The sequence below is a fragment of the Kribbella sp. NBC_01245 genome (assembly GCF_036226525.1).
GTDB lineage: Bacteria > Actinomycetota > Actinomycetes > Propionibacteriales > Kribbellaceae > Kribbella.
The window spans coordinates 7,069,434-7,094,132 of sequence record NZ_CP108487.1 but is presented as its reverse complement, the minus strand read 5'-3'; the positions used below and the strand labels follow the sequence as shown (position 1 = coordinate 7,094,132).

Sequence of the window (24,699 nt, the reverse complement as noted above, 5' to 3'; positions counted from 1 at the left end):
GAGTGCGGTACTGCGTGATGAGGCGATGGAGGGGCACATGTTTCCAGGTTGGGGCCGATCGAGGCCGATAGCGTTTGCGACGGCTCTGGTGCTGGCCGGGCAGGCGTTCGCGGCCGGGCCGAGTATGGCGGCTGATCCGGCCGGCACGGTGGATGTGAACCGGATCCCGTCGCCGACGCCGGTGATCGAGGTGCTGGGGGCATCACCGGAGGGGGTGCTTTACCACGCCTACGAAAGCGGCACGAATCCGTTGGACGGCGTGACGATGCTGAAGCCGACGGGCCAACCTTCCTACGAGGTGTCGAGCGACTTCAAGTACCTCAAGGGCGACAAGATCTTCGACGGCGCCGGGAAGTACCTGATGATCGGCAGCACGACCGAGCGGACCTGCACCTCGGTGCCGGCGCCGGCGCGACCGCGAGATCAGAACGGCGCGTCGTACACCCCGTTCGGCTGGCTGGCCGAGAACGGGCAATGGATCACGGCCGATGCGAACGGTTGCCGGGTCACCGGACAAGGACCGGTCATCGGTGCCTACGAACTGGCAGCGGCTGACGAGTCGGGTTACGTCACGGCATCGACGGAAGGCGGAGGCTTCGTCTACCCGACCTACCACTCCTACGCCGCTCCGGATCAGCCAAAGGCCATCGACACCGGCGGGCACAGTGCTTATGCCTACGGGTTCGCCCTGGACGGTTCGGTGGTCACCTGGGCAGAGCGCGACACCAACAGCGTGGGAGACGGTTATGTGATTCGGTCGTCGACCACTGGCGCGCCGGCCACGGTGACCAGCGTGGCGGGCGTAGTGGACAACACGGCGATTATCGGCTCGGCGACCGGGTGGGCCGCCTGTAAGAGCAGCAGCGCAACCTGCAAGGCCGGGTCGATCAGCACGGCCGGAGTCGTGACCGAGGCCCTCGGCAGCCGTTCGCTGGCCAGTGACGGCAGCCGGTTCCTGGTGGACACGTATGGCAGCTCGCCCGGCGTGGACGCGGCCACGGTGGTCGACGGTAACCACTGGACGCGCGTCGAGACGGTAGTGCTGCCGCCAGTGAGCTACGCAGTGAGCCTGGGCGCCGGAGTCGTCAGCTATATCGACAGCCAAGGCTTTAGCCGGCGGCCTTTCACCAAGTCGGGCAGCACCATTTCGCTGGGTGGGCCGACCAAGGTCACCTATTCCGGCGAGTACAGGGTGTCGCGGGACGGACGTCGGACGGCGTATCTCGACCAGGACGACGATCTGTGGCTGATCACGGACGATGGCGTGAAGACGCGGGTCTTCGACGCAGTCGGAATCGTCGCGGTCGTGCAGACCGAAAATGAGGCACCATTCCAGCTGTCCGGCCATCGGTTGCTCTGGATCAAGTCCGTCTACCCCAGCTCCGGATGCTCGCCCGTCGCGTGTGACCCCGAATACGAGAGGGCGATGCTGTACGACCTCCGGACCGGGGTCAACACCGACCTGGGAGAGTACGTCGACGGCAAGCAGTTCGCGCTTTGGGGCAACTACCTGGCGTACAGCGAGGCGTCCGGCCGTATCCTGCGCAAGGACCTCTCCAGCGGTGCCGTCGTAGAGGTGAAGGCTGCCGGCCCGAGGGTTGCCGGGCTGGACGTCAACGGCACGATCGTGGCTTGGTCCACGTGCGTCTTGGCAGATGGAGATCCGTGTCGTGTCTCCAAGGTCGGCTATCGGGTCGTTTCGGGAACGTTTGAACCAGCCGAGCTGACCAGCGAGCACTCCAACCAGGTTTCGCTGACTGGTGGCTACCTGGCCTTCACGACATCGGCGGAGTTCCGGGATGCGCCGGTCTTCCTGAAGACCGTGAAACTCGGAGTGGCCGGTATGTCGACGGTGGGTCAGTTGGGGCGCAACTCCTGGGCCTCCGTCATGTTCGAAGCCTTCGACGAGACCGTCGGATGGATCGGCACCGATGGAGTGACCAGGTTGACTCCGCTGGCTGCCTTCACGGCCCGCCCGCGGTACCTCGGCAATGCGACCGGAGCCGCGTCCTTCCCGCTGAACAGCAGCTGGATCCTCGAACTGCCGATCAGCAAGGCGTTGCCGACCTGCACGGTCACCATCAAATCCGGTACGACGGTCAAGCGGACGATCCCCTGTACGACGAGCGTCGGCGCGGCCCGGGCGGTCTGGAACGGCCGGGACACCGCCGGCAATCTCGTTGCCAAGGGCACGTACTCGTGGACACTCACCGGGTCGGACGCCGATGGCGGCCTGCTGTGGTGGAACGGCTCCGCGAATCCCATCAGCGGATCCGTCACCGTCACTTGAGTTAGACCCGCAGGGCCGGTCAGACGCGGAGGGCGGCGCGGATGACCGGCCAGGCTTTGTTGCCGAGGGCGCGGTCGGCCTCGGGGGCGCCGCCTCGGTCGAGGTTGGCGCCGAGGCCGGAGGGTTCTTCGCCGGGCAGGATGACGCGATGGCCCGCATCCGTGCCGACCAACGACTGAGTGCCCTCACGCCGTACGACGATATTGCGGGCGAAGTCGGCGGCGGGCCAGACGTGGTCGTCGCCGCCCGCGATCAGGATCAGCTCACCCGCGAACCGCTCGACCGGGATCGCGGCGGCGTCGGCGTGCGGGCAGACTCGCAGCGCCGCGGCGTACATCTCGGTGTAGCTCGGGTACGACGGGTTGGCAGGCGCCCAGCCGCCGACGTACGGGACGAACGGCAACGGCACGCCCTCACGGGTCCACGCGGAACGGCGCGCCGCCTCCGACGAACCGAGGCCCGCCCAGACGTGGGAGGTCGGAGCGGCCGCGATGACGACGTCGATGCGTGGATCGATCGTGCCGAGCAGGAGCGCCGCCTCGGCACCTCTGGACGTACCCATCACGGCGATCCGGTCTGTGCGCCTTGCCAGGGCGTCGAGATGTACGGCGAACGACTCGAGCGGGATCTCGCGGATGCCGTCCGGGCCGAACCACTTCGGTGCGATCACGTCCACGCCGATGGCCTCGAAGACCGCGGCGCGGGCGAGATGCGGTACCCCGCTGGATCCGTGCAGGAGCAGCAGGCCGGTCGTCATGGCGTCAGCCGACGACGACCTCGACGCGCTGGAACTCCTTCAGCTCGGTGTAGCCGGTCGTCGCCATGGCCCGTTTGAGGGCGCCGACGAGGTTCATCGTGCCGTCGGGGACCCAGGACGGGCCGAACAGGATCTGCTCCATCGTGCCGGTGACGCCGACCTCGACCCGCTCACCCCGCGGCAGATCCGCATGCCAGGCCTCGGCACCCCAGTGGAACCCGCCACCCGGCGCGTCCGAAGCACGCGCCAGCGGCGAACCGACCATGACCGCGTCGGCGCCACAGGCGATCGCCTTCGCCACGTCGCCGGAACGACCAACCGAACCGTCGGCGATGACGTGCACATACCGCCCGCCGGACTCGTCCATGTAGTCGCGCCGGGCCGCCGCCACATCCGCCACGGCCGAGGCCATCGGCACCGCGACACCCAGCACCGACCGGGTGGTGTGGGCCGCGCCGCCGCCGAACCCGACGAGCACGCCCGCCGCGCCGGTCCGCATCAGGTGCAGAGCCGCCTGGTGAGTCGCACAACCGCCGACGATGACCGGGACGTCCAGGTCGTAGATGAACTGCTTGAGGTTCAACGGCTCGGCCTGACCGGAGACGTGCTCCGCCGAGACCGTCGTACCGCGGATGACGAACAGGTCGACGCCCGAATCCACCACGTGCTTGGCGAACTGCTTGGTCCGCTGCGGCGAGAGCGCCCCGGCGACGGTGACACCCGCATCCCGGATCTCCTGCACGCGCTGGGCGATCAGCTCGGGCTTGATCGGCGCCGAGTAGATCTCCTGCAGGCGAATGGTCGCGGCCTGCTTGTCCAGCGTGACGATCTCCTCCAGCAGCGAGGTCGGGTCGTCATACCTGGTCCAGAGGCCTTCCAGGTTCAGCACGCCAAGGCCGCCGGCCTTACCGATCGCGATCGCGGTCGCCGGCGACATCACCGAGTCCATCGGCGCGGCCAGAATCGGCAGCTCGAACCGGTAGGCGTCGATCTGCCACGCGACCGAGACCTCCTCGGGATCACGCGTCCGCCGCGACGGCACGATCGCGATGTGGTCGAACGCGTAAGCCTGCCGGCCCCGCTTGGCGCGGCCGATCTCGATCTCGGTCATGGTCAGTCCTTCGGGCAGAGGAAAGGGCGGTATCAGCGGCCGGAGTAGTTCGGGGCTTCTACCGTCATCTGGATGTCGTGGGGGTGGCTTTCCTGCAGGCCGGCCGAGGTGATGCGGACGAACCGGCCCTTGTCCTGCAGCTCGGGCACGGTGCGGGAGCCGCAGTAGAACATCGACTGGCGCAGGCCGCCGATCAGCTGGTGCGCGACGGCGGCGAGCGGGCCGCGGTACGGCACCTGGCCCTCGATGCCCTCGGCGATCAGCTTCTCGTCGCTGCCGACATCGCCCTGGAAGTAGCGGTCCTTCGAGTACGACTTGCGCAGGCCGCCGGCCGACGACATCGCGCCGAGCGAACCCATGCCGCGGTAGGCCTTGAACTGCTTGCCGTTGATGAAGACCAGGTCCCCCGGCGACTCCTCGCAGCCGGCGAGCAGCGAGCCGAGCATGACCGTGTCGGCACCGGCGACCAGGGCCTTCGCGATATCGCCCGAGTACTGCAGGCCGCCGTCACCGATGACCGGCACGCCGGCGGGCTTGCAGGCCAGCGACGCCTCGTAGATGGCCGTCACCTGCGGCACCCCGACGCCCGACACCACGCGCGTCGTACAGATCGAACCTGGTCCGACGCCGACCTTGACGCCATCCGCACCGGCCTCGACCAGGGCGGCGGCGCCCTCGCGGGTGCCGACGTTGCCGCCGATGATGTCGACGCCACGGGTGGCCGGGTCGGCCTTGAGCTTGCGGATCATCTCGAGCTGCGCCTGGGAATGACCGTGCGCGGTGTCCACCACCAGCACGTCCACGCCGGCCTCGATCAGCGACATGGCCCGCTTCCAGGCCTCGCCGAAGAAGCCGATGGCCGCGCCGACCACGAGCCGGCCGCTGCCGTCCTTGGTGGCGAGCGGGAACTGGTCGCGCTTGACGAAGTCCTTCAGCGTGATCAGACCGGTGAGCTTGCCCGAATCATCGACGAGCGGCAGCTTCTCCACCTTGTGCCGGCTGAGCAGCGCCATCGCGTCGTCCGCGGAGATGCCCTGCTTGCCGGTGATCAGCGGCTGCTTGGTCATCACCTCGCGAACCGGCCGGGAGAAGTCGGTCTCGAACCGCATGTCACGGTTGGTGACGATGCCGACCAGCACGCCGGACGCGTCCACCACGGGCACACCGGAGATCCGGTACTGCCCGCAGAGCGCGTCGGCCTCGCCGATGGTCGCGTCCGGGCCGATCGTGATCGGCTGCGCGATCATGCCGGACTCGGACCGCTTGACCAGGTCGACCTGCTGGGCCTGATCCTCGACCGAGAGGTTGCGGTGCAGCACGCCGAGACCACCCTGGCGGGCCATCGCGATGGCCATCCGGGCCTCGGTGACGGTGTCCATCGCGCTCGACAGCAGCGGGATGTTGACCTCGATATTGCGGCTGACCTTGGTCTTGGTGCTGACCTCGGAAGGGATGACGTCGGATTCGACGGGCTGCAGCAGCACGTCGTCGAAAGTGAGACCGAGAACGGCGAACTTGTCGGGAACTCCGGCTGGCGTGATGTCCATGAGGCTTGCGCGCACCTTTACACAGCGAGAACGGGACACCATCCTAGCCGCGCCCGGCCACGCCTCTGAACGCACGGGTGCCACGGACCGGTTTCCCGGATCCGTGGCAGCGTGTGACGTCGTACGACGGTCAGCGGGTGACCATCACACCGTTCAGCATGGCCAGAAACTGGCGAAGGACCGTCGGGGTGAAACCGGAGTGCCCGGTCGCCGCGCGGTGCTCGGCGGACGCGCCGCCACCGGAACCCGTCAGGCCACCGAGGATCGGCAGGTTGCCGACAAGCTCGCCGACCTCGCCACCGAGGCCGGTGCCTTCTCCCTGACCCGGGTCGCCCTGCTCACCTTGCTGGCCCTGGTCCGTACCGGTGTCGGCGCCAGTATCGGTGCCGGCGTCCGTTCCAGTGTCCGTACCGGTATCGGTGCCCTGGCCGTTGCCGGTCTCGTTCTCGCCCTTGGTGCCGCCGTCATTGCCGACTCCACCTGGCGGCTGCGTCGGCGCAGTGCTCGGCACCGTGGTGGTCGCCCCACCGGTACCAGGCTGCTCCTCACCGGTCGTGGTCGGCGGCACGGTCGGAGTCGGCGTCGTCTCGGTCGGCGGCGGAGTCGTCGGGTCTGGCGGCGGCGGAGTCGTCGTCTCGGTGGGCGGCGGAGGTGTCGGCGTCGGAGTCGGCGTGGGTGTCGGAGTCGGCGCGACGGTCGGCTTGGTCGTCTCGACCGGGTCCGCGGGCTCGATCGGGTCCACCGGCCGGACCGCGTTCGTCTTCTCGGCCGGCGGCGGCTGGATCTCGATCAGCTTCTGGGTGGACTTGTCCTCGCTCACCAGCGGCGGATTCACCCGGTTCTTGTCGCTCTCGATCTTCGCCGGGAAGCTGATGACCAGCTCCGTCTGACCGCCCGTCTCCGTCCCGTCCTTCTCGCGCCGCAGCTCCTCGGTACGCCGTTCCTTGTAGTCCTTGGCGACCTTGTTGATGCGGGCCTTGTCGTTGACCGGCAGACCCTCGAGGTCGTCGGCGGGGAAGGTGATCTCCGGCAGGAAGCCGTTCACCACCTTCTCGATCATCTTCTCGTACGGCGACAGCGGGTCGCCGGTGACCGCGGCGGCGACACCGGACACCGACAGCGCGGCCACTGCGGCCACACCCAGTGCCAGCGTCCGGGTGGCGACCTTGCGGGCGAACGGATCGGTCACCGGGTTCAGCGCGGCACAGCGCGCCAGGAACGTCTCGGCGTCCTCGATGTGTTCGACCGGAAGCTCGTCCTCCACCTCCACGGCAAGTCTCAGTTCGGTCAGCAACAGGATGGCGGGATCGCTGCCGCTCGTCTCCAGTGCCTCGAACGCGGCTGCTCCACCAGCCGCCAGCAGGTCGAGTAGTGCGTCATCGGCCGCAATCGCGTCCAGGTCGTAGTTCTCAGCCATGTCGCACCCCCTCCCCAGCTGCTCGCTTCCCTTGTTTCCCCTCATGCCCCACAAACCCCCTGAGCGTGTTCAACGCTCGATGTTGTGCGACCCTCACCGCCCCCGGTGTCATCCCCAGTGCCCGGCCGGTCTCTTCCGCTGACATCCCCGCGACGACCCGGAGCAGCAGGATCTCCCGCAACTTGTCCGGCAGACGGTCCATCAAGGCGACCGCGTGCTGAACCTCCGAGTGCCGTACTGCGTGTTCTTCCGGTGTCGGCGACTCGTCCGCGCCGTCAGGCACGTCCGGTGTCGACAGGTCGGCCACCGCGAACGCCCGCTGGGCGTCGGCGACCTTCCGTGCCGCGATGCCGTACACGAATGCCTCGAACGGCCGGCCCTCATCGCGGTACCGGTTCAGCGCGCCGAACACGGCGACACAGACCTCCTGGGCGACATCGTCGACCATGTCGGCACCACCAGGGTAGGTCCACAACCGGGAGCGCACATACCGATGGGCCACTGCGCGGACGCGAGTGAGCAGATCGTTCAGTGCGGTCCCGTCGCCTGCGCTTGCCAGCGCGGCCAGGTCGCGGAGCTCCACCCGGTCCTGCAAATGCGGCGTGGTGTGAACCTCGGTCACATCGCCCCCTCGTTTCTGACCGGCCTGCGCGAGAATGGTACGGCGACCGACCCCGATTGACCAGTGGCAATCGGTGATCGGCCGCCGTAAGTTTTCACTGCGCGTGACCGCGCCCGAAGTTACCGCCGAGTGACCCTTTTCGGATCAGTGCCCGTGACCGTGCCCGTGACCGGCGCCCGCGGGCTCGTCGTCCTCGGGCTTGTCCACGACCAGCGTCTCGGTCGTCAGCAGCAGCGCCGCGATCGAGCCCGCGTTGGCGAGCGCGGACCGGGTCACCTTGACCGGGTCCAGCACGCCCTGGCCGAGCAGGTCGCCGTACTCACCGGTGGCGGCGTTGAAACCGCTGCCCGGCTCGAGCTCGGCCACCTTGGCGACCACGACGTAACCCTCGTAGCCACCGTTCTCCGCGATCCAGCGCAGCGGCTCGACAACGGCCTTGGCGACGATCTTGACACCGGAGAGCTCGTCGCCCTCCAGGCCGAGGCCGTCGGCCAGCACCCGAGCAGCGTGCACGAGAGCGGAGCCGCCACCGGCGACGATGCCCTCTTCGATCGCCGCGCGAGTCGCCGAAACGGCGTCCTCGATGCGGTGCTTCTTCTCCTTCAGCTCGACCTCGGTGGCCGCGCCGACCTTGATCACGCAGACGCCACCGGCCAGCTTGGCCAGCCGCTCCTGCAGCTTCTCGCGGTCCCAGTCGGAGTCGGTGCGCTCGATCTCGGCCTTGATCTGGTTCACCCGGGCCTCGACCGCCTCGTGCGAGCCGGCGCCCTCGACGACCGTGGTGTTGTCCTTGCTCACCACGATGCGACGGGCGGTACCGAGCACGTCCAGGTCGACCTGGTCCAGCTTGAGCCCGACCTCGGGCGCGATCACCTGGGCGCCGGTGAGGGCGGCCAGGTCCTCCAGCATCGCCTTGCGGCGGTCACCGAAGCCCGGCGCCTTGACGGCGACGGAGGTGAAGTTGCCGCGGATCTTGTTCACGACCAGGGTCGACAGGGCTTCGCCCTCGACGTCCTCGGCGATGATCAGCAGCGTCTTGCCGGACTGCACGACCTTCTCCAGCAGCGGCAGCAGGTCCGCGACAGCGGAGATCTTGCCCTGGTGGATCAGGATGTACGGGTTCTCCAGCACCGCTTCGCCGGCCTCGGCGTCGGTGATGAAGTAGGGCGAGATGAAGCCCTTGTCGAACTGCATGCCCTCGGTGAACTCGAGCTCGGTGCCGAAGGTGTTCGACTCCTCGACGGTGATGACACCGTCCTTGCCGACCTTGTCGAAGGCGTCGGCGATGAGCCCGCCGATCTCACCGTCGCGGGCGGAGATGGTGGCGACGTGGGCCATGTCGGCCTTGTCGTCCACCGCACGCGCGGTCTCGACCAGCTTGGCCGAAACGGCCTCGACAGCGGCCTCGATGCCCTTCTTCAGGCCCATCGGGTTCGCACCGGCGGCGACGACCCGCAGGCCCTCGTGCACCAGCGCCTGCGCCAGCACGGTCGCCGTGGTGGTGCCGTCACCGGCGATGTCGTTGGTCTTGGTGGCGACCTCCTTGCACAGCTGCGCACCAAGGTTCTCGAACGGGTCGTCCAGCTCGACCTCACGCGCGACGGTGACACCGTCGTTCGTGATCGTCGGGGCGCCCCACTTCTTGTCCAGCACGACGTAGCGGCCCTTCGGCCCCAGCGTCACCTTCACCGTGTTCGCGAGCGCGTCGACGCCGCGCTCCAGCGCGCGCCGGGCGTTCTCGTCGAACTCGAGGATCTTCGGCATAGGAAACTCTGTCCCTCTCTGAATTCTTGTCTCTGGTCGCAGTTCCTAACCGACTCCGCTCCGGGGCCGGCAGGCGGCCGCCGGAGCGGTGTCAGTCAGGAACTGCGGATCGTCACTTGGAGACGATGGCGAGGATGTCGCGGGCGCCCAGGATCAGGTAGTCCTGGCCGTCGTACTTGACCTCGGTGCCGCCGTACTTGGAGTAGATGACCTTGTCGCCGACGGCGACGTCCAGCGGGACCCGGTTGCCGTTGTCGTCGATGCGACCCGGACCGATGGCGAGGACCTCGCCCTCCTGCGGCTTCTCCTTGGCGGTGTCCGGGATCACCAGGCCGGACTTCGTGGTCTGCTCGGCTTCGAGCGGCGCAACGAGGATACGGTCCTCGAGCGGCTTGATCGTGACCGACACTTGCTGACCTCCACGGTCGAGTTCTATGTGTGGCTTTTATGTCTTGATTTGACCTTCGGTCACCGCCGTCGCGGGGGTCGGAGACACCTGGTCGCTGGCACCCTCGGGTAGAGAGTGCCAACACCGAATCTAGGCCGCGATTAGCACTCGGTCAACTCGAGTGCCAAACAACTCGCCGTCGATTCGCAACAACCAAGTGCCACCCGGGCGACGTCTGACAACCAAAGACCCGATCGCCGGGCCGTTCACACTCGGGAGCCGACCATGTTCGTTCGCATCACCGCTGTCTGCGCGACCGCCCTGCTGGCCGTGACCACGGCCGCTGTCACCGCCTCCGCCGCGCCGCAACCACGGGCCGACGCCGCTCTGGAGCAGTGCCAGACGAGCAGCTTCAAGCACACCGCCAACAATTGGTATGCGAACCTCCCGACCCAGTGGGAGACGAACGGCGCGACCAACTGCAACCTGAAGCTCGGCGACCTGCCGCACCGCGACCCGGCGAACCCGTTCGGCGACCCGCCCGCCGCGATCAAGGCCCTCCAGCGCAACCTGAACTACTGCTACCGGGCCGGCCTGGTGATCGACGGCAAGTACGGCGCTCGCACGTTCGCCGCGGTGAAGGAGGCCCAGCGCCGCCACGGTCTGACCGTCGACGGCGTCTACGGCCCCAAAACCCGCTCGGGCATGAACTGGCGGCTCTACAACTCGTACAGCAAGACCTGGAGCCAGAAGTGTTACAGCCCGTTCTGATTTTCGGCCGGGTTCCAACCTGACAGCGGTCCATGACGTCGTAGAAGTCGTATGCCATCTACTTGGGGAGGAACCACCATCATGCGGATCACACGTAAGGCGGCCGCCGCCGCCCTCGCGATCACCGCACTCGGTTCGGCGCTGACCGTGGCCGGGCCCGCCAACGCGGCCACACCTACAGCCGCCACACCGAACTGCACCAAGCTAAAGTCCACCAACCTGGGCAACGGGTGGTTCCTGAACACCCCTGGGTACGACGCCCCGGCGGGCAAGTCGTCGTTCGGCTGCTACCTGGAGCTCGGCGACCGCAACACCGCCGTGCTCTGGCTGCAGAAGACCATCGCCTATTGCTACGACGACGGCGACATCGTCGAGGACGGTATCTACGGGACCCTGACCCGCGAAAAGGTCAAGGCCGTGCAGCGCCACGGCGGCGTCCAGCCGACGGGCATCTACGGCCCGCTCACCCGCAAGTCCATGCAGTGGCGCCTCTACAACGTCAACACCAAGCGCTACAGCGAGCTCTGCTACAAGGTCCGCTGACGTACCGGCACCGGGTGGCGCCGACTCGGCAGGCAGACTGACGGGGTGAATCCCGAGTCGATCCTGTCGCTGCTGGCGCCTCCCGGTGCCGAGGCGCTCTCCGAGGCCTGCGCGCTCTTCTCACCGGGTTCGGAGCTGGCTCTGGTCGCGAAACTGCGCAAGCGGTACGACGCCACCGTGGTGACCGCCGCTGTCACGCAGGCCTCGCTACGGCATCGGGCCGTCGCCAAGTTCGGGGCGGACGACGCCGGTCGGATGTACTTCACGCCAGACGGCCTCGAGCAGGCGACTCGCACCACCGTCGGCGTACACCGCGCCCGGCGACTGGCCTCGGTCCTGCCCGGCGCCTCGGTGGTCGACCTGGGTTGCGGCATCGGCGGCGACCTGATCGCGATGGCCCGCGCGGGTCTCACCGTCACGGGCGTCGAACGCGACGAGGCCACCGCCGAAGCCGCCCGGGCCAATCTCGCCACCCTCGGACTACCCGGCACGGTTATCACCGGCGACGTCCAGTCGATCGACCTCACGCCGTACGACGCGGTGTTCGCGGACCCGGCCCGTCGTTCCGAAGGCCGCCGCCTCTTCGACCCGAACGCCTATTCGCCGCCCTGGTCCTTCGTGACGTCGCTGCTCGAGGGCACGGCCTGCGTCAAACTCGCGCCCGGCATCCCCCACGACGCCGTACCCGAAGGTGTGGAAGCCGAATGGGTGAGCGACGCCGGCGAAGTCAAAGAAGCCGCCCTCTGGTCCGGCCCCCTAGCCTCCCCCACGCCCCGCCGCGCCACCCTCCTAGGCCTGCCCACCTCGCCTTTGCCTGATGCGATCGGCTCGGGTGATGCGGATGCGTTTGCTGGAGTGGTGACCGTGACCGAGGCGCCAGAGGCGGTCGTCGGCGCTGTCGGGCGGTACATCTACGAACCGGACGGCGCGATCGTGCGAGCGGGCCTCGTCACAGCCGTCGCGGTTGCCGTCGACGGCTGGCTGCTGGACCCGCGGATCGCGTACGTGACTGGCGATACGTACGTCCAGACACCACTGGCCTCCGCCTACGAGGTGCTGGGCGAGGTCCCATACAAAGAGAAGGCCTTACGCGCTTGGGTACGTTCCGAGGGCATCGGCACCATCGAGATCAAGAAGCGCGGCATCGACGTCGACCCGGCCCAACTCCGCCGCAAACTGACCCCCAAAGGCCCCGCCTCCGCCACCCTCATCATCACCCGCATCGGCCGAGACGCCGTCGCCTACACCTGCCGCCGCCTCCCCTGACCCCAACACCCCCGGGCACCCGCCACGCCCTGCCCCCGCGTGTCGGTATTCCGTTCATCGGGCCCTTGTGACGCGGCGTGTCGCGGTTCATCGGTCCCTTGTGACCATCTCACCGTCGCGTTTCCCGTCTCGCTGAGGAGCGCGGGCCCTCGGCGGTATCGGGCTGACGGTTTCTGTCGGTGGCGACGGGCATGCTGTGTGTCAGGACGGGAGTTGACTTCGCTTCTATTCGAATGTATGTTCGAGTCATGAGCGAGTGGCCGTCTGCAAAGCCGATGGGCGAGGTGCTGCGTCCGTTGCCGCGACCAGGCGGTCACTCGCCACTAAGACCTCCGCCCACCTCGGCCGGGAGCGCGCATCCGCCTATGCGCCCGGCCGTTGAGGCGCCGGCGGGCGCGGTCGTGGTGGCGCCCACGGCCGTGCCCGCCCGCGCCTCGCTCCGGCTTGGAGCGACGATGGCCGGGGCGGATGGACGGGTCCGCGCGCTTCCTGGGCCGGGTGTGTTTCCCCGGCTGCGGGTTGCCGAGCGGCGGCAGGGCGCTCGCGGGCGATTGTGCGCCCGCGGCGTTCCACGGCCTGCGGATGACCATGCTGCGGTTACGCGATCTCGGTTCGAACTGGACCTTCAACTGGAACGGGAGGTCGGGCCGGGGCTGGAGTCAAGGTGCGGCTGAGGCTTGCGAAGGGCCGAACTAGTACTGGCACAGATCCCGGGCAAGATGCCGTCTGCTCCGCCACCGGCACCGGCTCTGACAGTCCCCGGCAACCTCGCAGGCTTCAGCGATACCACTCCACCCCGGCCCGACCACCCACGTTCCAGCCGATCTCACTCCAACCACTCGACCGGCTGCAGCTGATTTCGGGCGGCGTGAGGCTTCTTGCCTTGGCCATGTGGGTGTTCTCGGGTGTTTACCCGGGGAGGGTTTGCTGTGTTCTGGAACCGGCCGGCCGCTGGCCGCTTCCTGTTGACCGAGCGGTGCAGTCCGGTCGCAGGCTTTGAACTCTGCTGTCGCGCACTTCCCCGCGCTGCAGCCGGCAGGTCGTCAGAGGTGACCGGTGATGCGTTGGGTCAGGCGGCCGCGGGCTGTTTCGAGTACGCCGGTGGTGATCGCGCCGGGACGAGCCCAGCGCGGCAGCGGGTCCGAGCGGGAGAGCTCGGTTGTCACGGTTTCCTTGAGGAAGGTGTCGCCAGGGCCGAGGGTGTGCCGGATGAATCGGCGGACCAGTTCGGTCCAGTCGGTGGCGCGGTGGAGCATCGCGTGCTGCTCACCTTCGACCCGGAGCACGGCGACCGGAATGCCCGCGAGGCGAAGCCGGTCCGCGAAGGCCGCGGTCAACGCCGGATCGGTGATGCGGTCCTGATCCCCGTGCGCGAACACGATCGGACCACCGGCAGGGCCACCGGCGAGGTCGCCGATGGAGTCACCGGTGGAGTTAGCAGCGGGCTCTTGGGGAGGATGCCAGGGGGAAGGTTCTTCTTCGGGGAGCCAGGGGGCTTGGCCGAGCACGCCGACGACCTTTGGGTGATTGCCTTGGGCAACTACTGCGCGACCGCCCATGGAATGGCCGATCAGGACTACCCGGCTGATTTGTGCGGGTAGTCGGTCGAGGACTAGGCGCAGGTCGGCGGAGGGATCGGCGGCAGTGCCATTCCAGCCGCGGTAGCGGTAGCGGATCAGGCCGACCAGGGCGGAGCGATCGACCTGCTTGGCCGCCGCGGCGAAAGGCCACATCCGCAGGATCGGGCCGCGCCACGCGTGCGGGTCATCGGTCGAGTCGGCCAGACCGCCGTGGGCGAACAGGATGAGGTCCGAAGCGTTCCGCGGCGACGCGACCAGGTCGATCCGTGGACGTTGCGAACTCACCGGTTCGGCTCGGGTGGGAGGGGGCCGTAGAGGTCGGCGGGGGTGCGGACTACGGCCAGGTAGCGGCTGGGGACTTCCAGGTCCGCGAAGCCGTAGGAGCGGTAGAGGTCGTGGGCGTCGGCCGTTGCCAGCATGACGCGACGTACGGCGGTCAGGTCCGGGTGGGCCAAGGTCGACGAGACGAGGAATCGGCCCAGACCGCGACCGCGTTCGGACTCTAGGACGAACACATCCGCGAGCCAGGCAAAGGTGGCCCGATCGGTGACGAGCCGGGCGAAGCCGACTTGGCGATCGTCTGGTGCGTAGAGACCGACGGAGACGCTGTTGGCGATGGCGCGTTCGACCACGTCACGAGGGACGTTCGGCGACCAGTACGACGTACGAAGGAAGCCGTGGATGACGTCGAGATCGAGCCGCGCCGGATCGTCGTCGACGACGTACTCACCATCGACGAGCCCATCAATAACAGCGGGGAGTTTTGCGAGGACGGTCATTTGTTGAGGACTTCCGTGATCGGCATGGACGAGTCGGCAGGCAGGCCGAGAGGCGAGGGCGCGATACCGGCGCGGACCAGTTCGGAGCCGAGGGCGGCGACCATCGCGCCGTTGTCGGTGCAGAGGCCGGGGCGGGGCACTCGTACGGCGATGCCGGCTTCGGTGCAGCGTTCGACCGCCATCGCGCGGAGGCGGGAGTTCGCCGCGACGCCGCCGCCGATCAGCAGGTGCTCGTATCCCCTGTCCTTGCAGGCGTCGATCGCCTTGCGCGTCAGTACGTCGCAGACCGCCTCCTGGAAGGCCGCCGCGACGTGGTGCACGGGCACGTCCTCGCCATCGCGGCGACGGGCCTCGACCCATCGCGCCACCGAGGTCTTCAAGCCGGAGAACGAGAAGTCGAACCGGTGCCGCTCGAGGTCTTTGTTGCTCGTCAGGCCGCGCGGGAAGCGTACGTAGAGCCGATCCCCGTCCTTTGCCGCCTTGTCGACATATGGACCGCCGGGGAACGGCAGCCCCAGCACGCGCGCCACTTTGTCGAAGGCCTCGCCCGCGGCGTCGTCGATCGTGGCGCCCATCGGCAGCACGCCGACGGTGATGTCCTCGACCGCCAGCAGCGACGAATGCCCGCCGGATACCAGCATCGCGATGCAGCCCTTGGGAAGGTCGCCGTGCTCCAACGTGTCGACCGCGACGTGCGCCGCCAGGTGGTTCACGCCGTACAAAGGCTTGTCCAGCGAGAGCGCGAGGCCTTTCGCCGCTGCCACGCCGACCAGGAGCGCGCCGGCCAGGCCCGGGCCGCTGGTGACGGCGATCGCGTCCAGGTCGCTTGGCTTCACGCCGGCCGTCTCGCAGGCCCGGCGGATCGTCGGCACCATCGCCTCGAGGTGCGCCCGGCTCGCCACCTCGGGGACGACGCCACCGAAGCGCGCATGCTCCTCGACACTCGACGCGATCGCATCGGCCAGCAGGGTCTGCCCGCGCACGATGCCGACACCGGTCTCGTCACACGACGTCTCGATCCCGAGGATCAACGGTTCCTGCGTCTTCGTCATCTGTCAGCCTTTTGTTCCAGAGAAAGGATCAACGCGTCCTGCGGTCCGGGGTAATACCCGCGCCGGCGGCTGATCTCCACAAAGCCATGCGCCGCATACAGGCGCCGGGCGTGTTCATTGCCTTCAGCAACTTCCAGCAAAACGGTCCGGCCCGGTACGGCGGCCAGCGCGGCGGTGGTCAACTGCGCCCCGATGCCGGTACGGCGCTCTGCCGGCACGACGGCGATCCGGGTCAGGTCGACCGGGTCTTCGGCGGCGGGTGGCACCAGCAGTACGACATACCCGACCACCGCGCCCTCGTCAGCCACCAGCACGAGCCGATCCACACCAACGCGGGCGAACTCGTCGATCCAGGAGGACCGACTCCACGCCGACGCACCAAAACACTGGGCGTCCAACGCCACCACGCCATCCAGGTCGGCCGCCACGGCAGGCCGAATCGCGGGCCGCATCAGCACACCACCCGCATCCGGAGGCCGGAACGCGCTCGCCCGCTAGCGTTCATCCTTTGCGACGAGTGGACCCGTTTTGCCGCTGCAAGGCAGCCTGCACCTGACAGGTAGCGGACGAGCGGCAAAACGGGTCCACTCGTCGCAAAGGATGGGCGAAAGGCTGCAGGCGGGAGGGGCGTCATAGGACGCTCTTTGGGCCGGTGGACATGGTGACGTCTGGGCGGCGTAGGTAGAGGGGGTCCGCGGGGCCGGTGCTGAGGGTTCCGTCGGCTACACCGCGGGCAAGCGTTTCTGCCGACGGGTACTCGTCCCCCGAAGCCGCAGAAGCAGCAGAGGCCGCAGGGGCTTCAGGGAGTTGTAGGGCCGTGGAGTACAGAGTGGCGCCTCGGCCGATTACGGGGAGACCGGCGAGGACGTGGGCGACGTCGGCCGGCTTGTCCACTGCAGGGCCTTCCAGGCGTCGACGACCGCCGTCAGCCGCAGGAGCGTCGTACAGCGCCCAGTAGATCTCCTTGCGCCGAGCGTCCGTAGCAACCGCCACCGGCCCGTCAACCGTCGACGCCCGCGCAATGACGTCCAAACTGCACACACCAACCAGCGGGATGCCCAGCACCTCAGCCATCGTCCGACCCGTCACCAGCCCAACCCGAAGCCCAGTGAACGGCCCAGGCCCAGTACCAACAGCAATCCGCGTCAAGTCCCGAGGCCCGCACCCCGCCTCGGACAAGGCAGCAGCGATCGCAGGCGCCAGCAACTCCCCATGCCGCAACGCGTCCACCGACGACGAGGACGCAACCACCGCGCCCGTAGGAGTAGAAAGGGCAACCGTCACGGCAGCACTGGAGGTGTCAAAAGCTAATAGCATAAGGAGTTTCAGCCCTGTCCCACGACGACGAGTTCATTGAGTCCGGCCTCGGCCCAGCGCGGTCCGACCGGAGTGATCCGCAGCCCGCGAGTCTCGTCCGAATCGTCGTCCCCACGCGTCAGCACGATGTCGAGGCGATCCGGCGCGAGCGTCTCGGCCAGGCCGTGACCCCATTCCACCACTGTGACTGCCTCGTCCAGACTCGCGTCCAGGTCGAGATCGTCCAGCTCGGCGACGCCACCGACGCGATAGGCGTCCACATGCACCAACGCGGGACCACCAGCCAGCGACGGATGCACCCGGGAAATGACGAACGTCGGCGAGGTGATGTTGCCCCGGACCTTCAACCCGGCACCGAGCCCCTGCGTGAAGGTGGTCTTGCCCGCGCCGAGATCACCCGACAACACCAGCACATCCCCGGCCCGCAACTGCCCCGCGAGCACACTGCCGATCTCGCGCATCTCGTCCGCGGTCGGCACGCTCAGCTCCAACGGCATCGCCTTCGCGAAGACGACGTCAACCGAGCGCTTCTCGACCACCGAATAGCCCCGGCGACGCCAGAACTCCACCGTCTCGGGCAGCTCCGTCCGCGCCGACAACCGCACCCGGCGCAGCCCACGGCGGCGCGCGACGTCCTCGGCGCAACCAACCAGCGCGGACGCGACGCCCCGGCCCTGGTAGCGCGGATCGACCGAGACCCGGCGCAGACCGAGCACGTCGTCCGTCTCCTCGAAGAGCATCGCGCCGGCAGGTACGCCGTCGATGGTCGCGAGCAGACCGCCGTACGACGCGATGGCGGCGCCGACCGACGCGGCCGTCTCGGTCAGCGCGGTCGAGGGCGGGCTCAGCGTGCGGCGGTTGGCGAACGCGTGGTGGATCACGGTGACGAGCTGGTCGGCGTGAGCCGCGGTGGCATCCACCACGTGCAGGTCGGTCATCGATTGTCCGGCGTGGAAACCCCGTCCTTGAGGGTGGGGAGGTCACGCCGGTCCCTCCCTTCAGGAAAGTGTCGGTGGCGGCCGCCACTATTGGTGGGGTGTCCAGGTACCGGCCTGTTCCGACCCCAGTGCAGGAGATCGTGTTGCTGGGGCACTGCGGTCATGCTCGGTACGTGTGGAACTTGGGGCTGGAACAGCGGCTGATGTGGCGGCCAGGACGGCCACCTACACCGGGATATGTGGTTCAGGCGGCGCAGTTGACCGAGGCGAGGGCGGCGGAGCCGTGGCTGGCGGCCGGGTCGCAGACGGTGCAGCAGCAAGCCCTGCGGGACCTCGATCAAGCCTGGCGAAACTTCTGGGGCGGCACCCACCACAAACCGACCTGGCGCAGAGCCGGCCAGCATGAGGGGTTCCGGATCGTGGGGCCACAGGCCCAACGGGTGCAACGACTGAACCGTAAGTGGGGTCGGGTGCTGGTGCCGAAAGCCGGCTGGATCAGGTTCCGCTGGTCGCGCCGGGTACCGGATTCGAAGTCGTACCGGATCACTCGGGACCGGGTGGGGCGGTGGCACATCGCTTTCACCGCCATCCCCGACCCGATCCCGGCCCCCGGGACCGGCGAGGTGGTCGGGGTCGATCGGGGTGTTGCCGTGTCGGCGGCACTGTCCACGGGTGAACTGCTCGTGTGTCCCGGGCTGCGTGTCACCGAGCAAGCGCGGTTGAAGCGGCTGCAGCGGCGTTTGGCGCGGTGCCGACGCGAGTCGAAGCGTCGCGCCCGGTTGAAGCTGGCGATCGCCCGGCTGAAGGCCCGGGAGAGAGATCGGCGGAAGAACTGGGTCGAGAAGATCAGCACCGACCTGGCCCGCCGGTTCGACATCATCCGGGTCGAGGACCTCAAGATCGGCAACATGACCCGCTCGGCGCGCGGCACGGTCGAGGAGCCGGGCCGCAACGTCCGGGCCAAGGCCGGTTTGAATCGGGGCGTCCTCGCTCAGGGCTGGGGGCTGCTTGTCACTCGGTTGGAGCAGAAGGCACCGGGCCGGGTCGAGAGGGTCAGCCCGGTGTATACGAGTCAGACGTGCGCGGAGTGCGGGCATTGCGTATCGGAGAACCGCGAGAGCCAAGCGGTGTTCCGATGTGTCGCCTGCGGCCACCGAGCGCACGCCGATGTGAATGCAGCTAGGAACATCGCGGCCGGACGGGCCGTGACCGCACGCCGAGGCACGCAGTCTGTGCCCGTGAAGCGTGAACCACATCTCGCTACCTCCGCGTAGTGGAATAGAATCCCCGCCCTCAGGCGGGGAGGACGTCAAGTCGGTCCCAAGGATTGTTCGGCCCGCTCGATCATGCCGAGCAGGGCCGCGGTGAACTCACGGTGGTGCTCGATCAGGCCGAGGTGGCCGCAGTTCTTCACCTCGACGAGTTCGGCGCCGGGCACATGGCGGACGATCTCCTCCGAATGCGAAAAAGGTGTCAGGTGGTCGTCATCACCGCCGATCACCACGCATTCCACCTTCTGCAACGCATCGAGGTAGTCGTACCTGTTGTGCAGGGCAAAGATCGGATAGAAGTCCGCGATCACCGAGATCGGCGTGGCCGCGATCATCTCGTTCACGAATTCGGTGAACGCGGGCGGTACCTCGGAGCCGAACGAGTACTTCCGGGTCAGCACGTAGCTGATATCCGTACCAGCCCTCCGGCCGCGCTCGACCACATCGGGGATGCGGGCCAGCGCCGCGACGGTCGGGGTGGCGATGCGCCGGGCCAACCGCCCGGGCCAGCCGGGGAAGATGATCGAGACATCGTCCAGGCGGCCCGCGCTGGTGGAGCACAGACCGACACCGATGACGCGATCGCCGAAGAGTTCGGGATGCTCCTCGGCCAGGGCCATGATCGACATCCCGCCCATCGAGTGGCCGATCAGGATCACCGGACCGGTCGGGACGAACTCCTCGAAGATGCCGTGCAGGTCGCGGCCGAGCTGCTCGAGGCTGACGTTCTCCTTGGGAGAGCGGCCGGATCGCCCGTGCGAGCGCTGGTCGTAGAAGACCATTTTGCCGATCCCGGCGAGGTCCCGGCGCTCGAAGTGCCAGCTGTCCATGTTGAGCCCGTAACCGTGCGCGAAGATCAGCGTCAGGTCCTCGGGCGCCGCTTCGACGGCCTTGCGCAACAGCCTTCGCTTCGGCGGTTCGGGCTCTGGGCGACGGGACCGTTTGAGCTCGTCCACCTCGACGTACAGCTCGACACCGTCGTCGGCGGTGAACACGTGCGGCGTACCACGCAGTGATCCGAACGGCTCGGCCTCGAGCTGGGCCCGCTGGCCCGAGCGGCGCCCGATCACCGCGCGCTCGACCGCCACGCCCGCGGCGGCTCCGGCCGCCAGCACTCCGACCGCCGCGCCGATCAGGCCGGCGGTGCGCCCCACGTTCGCCATCAGCCGGTTACCCCTTCAGTGCGGGCTGGATCCACGTACGTCCGGGGCACGCGGGCGCCGAGACGCGTGACGATCTCGTAGTTGATGGTCCCCGCCGCGTCGGCCCAATCGTCGACGGTCGGTTCACCGCGATCACCCGGGCCGAACAGCACGACCTCCGCGCCCGGCTGTACGTCGTCGTCGCCGAGATCGATCAGGCTCTGGTCCATGCAGACCCGGCCGACGAGGGTACGGCGCTCGCCCGCGACCCAGACCGGCCCGGCGCCCGACGCATGCCGCGGAATACCGTCGCCGTACCCGAGTGGCAGCAGTCCGATCGTCGTCGGCGCGGTCGTGACGTACGTGTGCCCGTACGAGATGCCGGTGCCAGCGGAAACGCGTTTCACGACGGACAACCGCGCACGCAGCGTCATCGCCGGACGCAGGCCGAGCTCCGTGGGCGTGATGGCGCGGCCGAACGGCGACAGCCCGTACGTCGCGACGCCCGGGCGGACGAGGTCGAAATGGCTGGCCGGAAGGCGGAGCGTGCCACCGGAGTTCGCGATGTGGCGGAACGGCGGCCGGACTCCGAGCGCGGCGGCGTCGTCCACGGCAGCCTGGAAGACCTCGAGCTGCTGGTCGTTCACCGGGTTCTTCGGGTCGTCGGCCAGCGCGAGATGCGACCAAATCCCGGCGATCTCGATCAGCCCGGTGGCCTCGGCGGCGCGGGCAATGCGAACCAGCTCGGGCCACTCGTCCGGGGTGGCGCCGGCGCGGCTCATCCCAGTGTCGATCTTGAGGTGCACGCGGGCCGTCGTCCCGGTCGCACGCGCGGCGGCGGACAGCTCGTCGATACCCCAGGGCGCGGACGCGGACAGGTCGATGCCCGCGGCAACGGCGCCGGTCAGGTCCTCGCCGGGCGCGGTGAGCCAGCAGAAGATACGGCCCGTGTCGCCACCGGCACGCAGCGCGAGCGCTTCCTCGATCACGGCCGCGCCGATCCAGTCCGCGCCGGCCTCGCGGGCAGCCCGGGCGACCGGCAGCAGACCGTGGCCATAGGCATCGGCCTTCACCACGGTCATCAACTGGGCACTACCGGCCACGGCCCGCAGGGTCGCCACGTTGTGCCGGATCGCACCGAGGTCGACCACCGCCTCCGCGCGCAGCGCCGGGTGGCTTTCGGGAGAGTACATAACCTCTCCAGTGTCTCAGGGCCTGCGGAGGAGTGCAGGCAGGGCGGTCATTTCGTGGAAGATCGCGTCGGCCGTGGCCAGGCGATCGACCGGGGTCATCGCGGCGTAACCGAAGACGGTCATGCCGGCCGCGTTGGCCGCCGCGACACCGAGCGGGCTGTCCTCGATCACTACGCAGGCGTCCGGTTTGGTGTCCATCGCGGCAGCCGCGTGCAGGAAGAGATCCGGCGCAGGCTTGCCGTGCGCAACGTCTTCCGCGCTGAACACGCGTCCCTCGAACCGCGACCAGAACCCCACCGCGGTCAACGCCGTCCGGATCCGCTCGTGCGTCCCGGACGAGGCCACGCAGTACGTCGTACCGGCCGCGTCGAGCGCATCGAGCACGGCCTCGACCCCGGGAACCGCCTGCAACTGCGCGAATCCGTCGAACAGCCGCTGGTGATACCGGTCCTCCAGATCAGCGGGCAACGCCGAACCCAGGCTCGCCTCGGCCTTCGTCCGCATCGACACCATGCTGCCGCCCATGAAGTCCCGCACCGCTTCGTCCAGCGTGTACGGCAAACCGGCCTCGGTCAGCAGCTCGGCCAGGATCGTGTTGGCCAGCCGCTCCGAATCCACCAGCACGCCGTCGTTGTCGAACACCACCAGCTCGGGATAGGTCACGTCCCGACCCTAGCTTTCTGACCCCGCAGGGCTTCGAGGGCGGCCGCGACGGCGGCACTGCGGGCCATCTCCGGACGGAAGAGCACCTCAACGCGTCGTCCCGGCCGCGGGCGAATGGGAATGGCCACGACGCCAGCAGTCGGAGCGGCCTCCAGCGCGAGCTCGGACAACAGCGCTACCGCGAGACCGGCCGCGACGAGACGCTGGACCACCACATAGTCGTCGCTGCGATGCCGGATATCCGGGCTGAATCCGGCCGCCTCGCTGAGCAAGAGCAAATGCGTCTCGCACCGCGGGCAACCCGCCACCCACCGCTCTGCGGCCAGGTCCGTCAGCGCCAGCCGCTTACGCCCGGCCATTCGGTGGTCTGCCGCGACCACCGCCCGCAGTTCGTCCGCGAAGAGTTCGACCGCTACCAACTCCGCCTCGGGCACCTCGGTGTACTCGAAGGTCAGGGCCAGATCGGCATCACCGGCCAGTACCAAGGCCCGTGCCTCTGGCGGTTCGACCTCAGTGAGTCGTACGTCGAGATCGGGCGCGCGCTCGGCCAACTCACGCAGCATCGGCGGAACCAGCACCGCGCAAGCCGACGGGAAGGCGGCGATCCGGAGCGACCCGGCCCGCAAGGTGGCGAGTTCGCGCAACTCCTCCTCGGCGGCGGTCAACCGGGCGGCCATCGCGTCGGCGTGGGCCAGCAACGTCGTACCGGCTGAGGTCAGGGTGATACCGCGCACCGAACGCAGCATCAGCGGCACGCCCAGCTCCCGCTCGAGCCGTTGCATGTGCTGGCCGACGGCCGGTTGAGTCCAGCCGAGGTCCGCCGCGGCGGCCGACAGCGAACCGAGGCGGGCGACCGTACGGAAGATCAGCAGGCGCCGTGGATCCATCGGGTAATCAAAGCAGAACTTTGGGTATGGCTCAGCAGATCGCCCTTTTCCGCCAGCCGATCAGCGGCGAGGCTGGACGGCATGACGCCTGAGGAAGCAAACCGGCTGTTCGACTCGAACCTGATCTACCTCAACACCGCCACTCTCGGGTTGCCGCCGCGGCAGAGCTGGCACGAGCTGCAAGACGCCCTGTACGAATGGCGCAGCGGTACGGCCCACCCACCGACGTACGACGCGTCCGTCAACCGCGCGCGCCGGGCATACGCCGAGCTGTGCGGGATCGACCCGGGCCTGGTCGCGACGGGCAGCCAGGTCTCGGCGTACGTCGGATTGGTGGCGGGGTGGTTGCCGGATGGCGCCGAGGTGTTGATCGGGGAGGGCGAATTCACGAGTCTGCTCTTTCCGTTTCTCGCGCAGGCCAATCGCGGGATCAAGGTGCGCGAGGTCCCGCTTGAGCGCCTCGCGGATGAGGTCCGGCCGGGCACGACGCTGGTCGCCGTATCGGCGGTCCAGTCGTCTAACGGGCGGGTCACCGATCTCGAGGTATTGCGTGCGGCCTGCGATGGGGTTGGCGCGGAGCTGCTGGTTGATCTCACGCAGGCGGCCGGGTGGTTGCCGGTTGACGCGTCGCGCTATTCGTTCACGGTGGCCGCGGGGTACAAGTGGTTGCTCACGCCGCGGGGTACGGCGTTCTTCACGGTCCGGCCGGATTTGCTTGATCAGGTCGTGCCGACGGGAGCCAACTGGTACGCCGGGGAGCGGCCGTGGGACAGCATTTATGGCAGCCCGTTGCGGCTTGCCGAGGACGCGCGGCGGTTCGACCTCTCCCCTGCGTGGCATTCGTGGATCGCGGCGGCGCCGTCGCTTGAGTTGCTGCGGGATGTCGGGGTGAACGCGTTGCATTCGCATTCGGTGGGGCTGGCGTCGCGATTCCGGGAGGCGGTCGGGTTGCGGCCGTCGGACTCGGCGATCGTGTCGGCGGTCGCGGATGACGAAGTGCCCGAGCTGATGGAGACCGCCCGCATCGCCGGCGCCATCCGGGCCGGCCGCCTGCGCCTCTCCTTCCACCTCTCCACCAGCCAAACCGACACCGACACCGCCGCCACCACCCTCCGCGGGCACCTCCACGACGACTAAGGCCACCTCCTCTTTGCGTTCATTCGTCGGAATCCGCCCTCTCCTGTCAGCTGACCTGAGCAGCTGCGCGGTGGTCAGAGGCCGGATTCCGACGAATGAACGCAAAAGGGGACAACCGTCGCTGATTGCGAGCCCTATTCCGAGGGTCGACCCTCGGAATAGGGAGTCGACCCGGCAAGTTTGGCGAGTCCACCCCCCATTCCGAGGGTCGACCCTCGGAATAGGGGCGAATGAACGCGAAGAAGGGGACAACCGTCGGTAGCT

At 68.3% G+C, this 24,699-nt stretch carries 23 protein-coding genes; 6 read left to right on the top strand and 17 right to left on the bottom strand.

Translation table 11 applies throughout. From position 1 onward, the window contains the following. Window positions 1–37 precede the first annotated feature (37 nt). Window positions 38–2,290, top strand: coding sequence for a FlgD immunoglobulin-like domain containing protein (locus OG394_RS32485; RefSeq protein ID WP_328990983.1), 2,253 nt, complete (start codon window positions 38–40; stop codon window positions 2,288–2,290). 19 nt (window positions 2,291–2,309) lie between these two features. Here OG394_RS32485 and OG394_RS32480 read toward each other — a convergent pair whose 3' ends face one another. From OG394_RS32480 to groES, 7 genes are all read right to left on the bottom strand, one after another. Further along, window positions 2,310–3,047, bottom strand: a complete 738-nt coding sequence (locus OG394_RS32480; RefSeq protein ID WP_328990982.1) for an acyl-CoA thioester hydrolase/BAAT C-terminal domain-containing protein — start codon at window positions 3,045–3,047, stop codon at window positions 2,310–2,312. Window positions 3,048–3,051: 4 nt separating this feature from the next. After that, on the bottom strand, window positions 3,052–4,158 hold the full coding sequence (locus tag OG394_RS32475; RefSeq protein WP_328990981.1) for a GuaB3 family IMP dehydrogenase-related protein: 1,107 nt from the start codon (window positions 4,156–4,158) through the stop codon (window positions 3,052–3,054). Window positions 4,159–4,190: 32 nt separating this feature from the next. Further along, window positions 4,191–5,705: an IMP dehydrogenase gene (gene guaB / locus OG394_RS32470; protein ID WP_328990980.1), complete on the bottom strand. Its 1,515-nt coding sequence runs from the start codon at window positions 5,703–5,705 to the stop codon at window positions 4,191–4,193. A 130-nt stretch (window positions 5,706–5,835) separates the two neighbouring features. Then, window positions 5,836–7,122: a hypothetical protein gene (locus tag OG394_RS32465; RefSeq protein WP_328990979.1), complete on the bottom strand. Its 1,287-nt coding sequence runs from the start codon at window positions 7,120–7,122 to the stop codon at window positions 5,836–5,838. After that, window positions 7,115–7,744, bottom strand: coding sequence for an RNA polymerase sigma factor ShbA (shbA, locus tag OG394_RS32460; protein WP_328990978.1), 630 nt, complete (start codon window positions 7,742–7,744; stop codon window positions 7,115–7,117). The genes OG394_RS32465 and shbA overlap by 8 nt, the downstream gene beginning before the upstream one ends. Window positions 7,745–7,888: 144 nt before the next feature. Beyond that, window positions 7,889–9,508 carry a chaperonin GroEL gene (gene groL / locus OG394_RS32455; RefSeq protein ID WP_328990977.1) on the bottom strand — a complete coding sequence of 540 codons (1,620 nt, stop codon included), beginning with the start codon at window positions 9,506–9,508 and terminating at the stop codon, window positions 7,889–7,891. Window positions 9,509–9,620: 112 nt separating this feature from the next. Continuing rightward, entirely contained in the window at window positions 9,621–9,917 is a 297-nt protein-coding gene (gene groES / locus OG394_RS32450; protein WP_328990976.1) for a co-chaperone GroES, read from the bottom strand. 264 nt (window positions 9,918–10,181) lie between these two features. On the opposite strand from groES, the gene OG394_RS32445 reads away from it, so the two are divergent. From OG394_RS32445 to OG394_RS32435, 3 genes are all read left to right on the top strand, one after another. Further along, a complete protein-coding gene (locus OG394_RS32445) occupies window positions 10,182–10,667 on the top strand; it encodes a peptidoglycan-binding domain-containing protein (RefSeq protein ID WP_328990975.1) in 486 nt (161 codons plus the stop codon). An 81-nt stretch (window positions 10,668–10,748) separates the two neighbouring features. Then, window positions 10,749–11,210: a peptidoglycan-binding domain-containing protein gene (locus OG394_RS32440; protein WP_328990974.1), complete on the top strand. Its 462-nt coding sequence runs from the start codon at window positions 10,749–10,751 to the stop codon at window positions 11,208–11,210. A 45-nt stretch (window positions 11,211–11,255) separates the two neighbouring features. After that, window positions 11,256–12,476, top strand: a complete 1,221-nt coding sequence (locus tag OG394_RS32435) for a class I SAM-dependent methyltransferase (protein WP_328990973.1) — start codon at window positions 11,256–11,258, stop codon at window positions 12,474–12,476. 1,043 nt (window positions 12,477–13,519) lie between these two features. On the opposite strand, the gene OG394_RS32430 is transcribed toward OG394_RS32435, so the two are convergent. The 6 genes from OG394_RS32430 to tsaE all read right to left on the bottom strand — a co-directional run bounded on the left by OG394_RS32430 (window position 13,520) and on the right by tsaE (window position 18,142). Next, complete coding sequence (locus tag OG394_RS32430) at window positions 13,520–14,341, bottom strand: alpha/beta hydrolase family protein (RefSeq protein ID WP_328990972.1); 822 nt, start codon at window positions 14,339–14,341, stop codon at window positions 13,520–13,522. Then, window positions 14,338–14,835 (bottom strand): GNAT family N-acetyltransferase, encoded by a 498-nt coding sequence (locus tag OG394_RS32425; protein WP_328990971.1) that lies wholly within the window; start codon window positions 14,833–14,835, stop codon window positions 14,338–14,340. The genes OG394_RS32430 and OG394_RS32425 overlap by 4 nt, the downstream gene beginning before the upstream one ends. Further along, window positions 14,832–15,887, bottom strand: coding sequence for a tRNA (adenosine(37)-N6)-threonylcarbamoyltransferase complex transferase subunit TsaD (tsaD, locus tag OG394_RS32420; RefSeq protein ID WP_328990970.1), 1,056 nt, complete (start codon window positions 15,885–15,887; stop codon window positions 14,832–14,834). Before tsaD ends, OG394_RS32425 begins: the two co-directional genes overlap by 4 nt. Beyond that, on the bottom strand, window positions 15,884–16,339 hold the full coding sequence (locus OG394_RS32415; protein ID WP_328990969.1) for a GNAT family N-acetyltransferase: 456 nt from the start codon (window positions 16,337–16,339) through the stop codon (window positions 15,884–15,886). Before OG394_RS32415 ends, tsaD begins: the two co-directional genes overlap by 4 nt. A gap of 178 nt (window positions 16,340–16,517) precedes the next feature. Next, complete coding sequence (gene tsaB, locus OG394_RS32410; protein ID WP_328990968.1) at window positions 16,518–17,204, bottom strand: tRNA (adenosine(37)-N6)-threonylcarbamoyltransferase complex dimerization subunit type 1 TsaB; 687 nt, start codon at window positions 17,202–17,204, stop codon at window positions 16,518–16,520. An 8-nt stretch (window positions 17,205–17,212) separates the two neighbouring features. Further along, window positions 17,213–18,142, bottom strand: a complete 930-nt coding sequence (gene tsaE / locus OG394_RS32405; protein ID WP_328990967.1) for a tRNA (adenosine(37)-N6)-threonylcarbamoyltransferase complex ATPase subunit type 1 TsaE — start codon at window positions 18,140–18,142, stop codon at window positions 17,213–17,215. A 98-nt stretch (window positions 18,143–18,240) separates the two neighbouring features. Here tsaE and OG394_RS32400 point away from each other — a divergent pair, with 98 nt between their 5' ends. Then, a complete protein-coding gene (locus OG394_RS32400) occupies window positions 18,241–19,416 on the top strand; it encodes an RNA-guided endonuclease InsQ/TnpB family protein (RefSeq protein WP_328990966.1) in 1,176 nt (391 codons plus the stop codon). A gap of 35 nt (window positions 19,417–19,451) precedes the next feature. On the opposite strand, the gene OG394_RS32395 is transcribed toward OG394_RS32400, so the two are convergent. Genes OG394_RS32395 through OG394_RS32380 form a run of 4 tightly spaced genes read right to left on the bottom strand, consistent with a single transcriptional unit; the run spans window position 19,452 to window position 23,298 of the window. Beyond that, window positions 19,452–20,576 carry an alpha/beta fold hydrolase gene (locus tag OG394_RS32395; protein ID WP_328990965.1) on the bottom strand — a complete coding sequence of 375 codons (1,125 nt, stop codon included), beginning with the start codon at window positions 20,574–20,576 and terminating at the stop codon, window positions 19,452–19,454. Further along, window positions 20,576–21,748: an alanine racemase gene (alr, locus tag OG394_RS32390; protein WP_328990964.1), complete on the bottom strand. Its 1,173-nt coding sequence runs from the start codon at window positions 21,746–21,748 to the stop codon at window positions 20,576–20,578. The genes OG394_RS32395 and alr overlap by 1 nt, the downstream gene beginning before the upstream one ends. 15 nt (window positions 21,749–21,763) lie before the next feature. Next, window positions 21,764–22,411 carry an HAD family hydrolase gene (locus OG394_RS32385; protein WP_328990963.1) on the bottom strand — a complete coding sequence of 216 codons (648 nt, stop codon included), beginning with the start codon at window positions 22,409–22,411 and terminating at the stop codon, window positions 21,764–21,766. After that, the gene (locus OG394_RS32380) at window positions 22,408–23,298 is read right to left on the bottom strand and encodes a LysR family transcriptional regulator (RefSeq protein WP_328990962.1); all 891 of its coding nucleotides are present in this window, start codon (window positions 23,296–23,298) and stop codon (window positions 22,408–22,410) included. The genes OG394_RS32385 and OG394_RS32380 overlap by 4 nt, the downstream gene beginning before the upstream one ends. 81 nt (window positions 23,299–23,379) lie before the next feature. Between OG394_RS32380 and OG394_RS32375 the strand changes: the two genes are divergently transcribed. Further along, window positions 23,380–24,435 (top strand): aminotransferase class V-fold PLP-dependent enzyme, encoded by a 1,056-nt coding sequence (locus OG394_RS32375; protein ID WP_328990961.1) that lies wholly within the window; start codon window positions 23,380–23,382, stop codon window positions 24,433–24,435. Window positions 24,436–24,699: the final 264 nt, after the last annotated feature.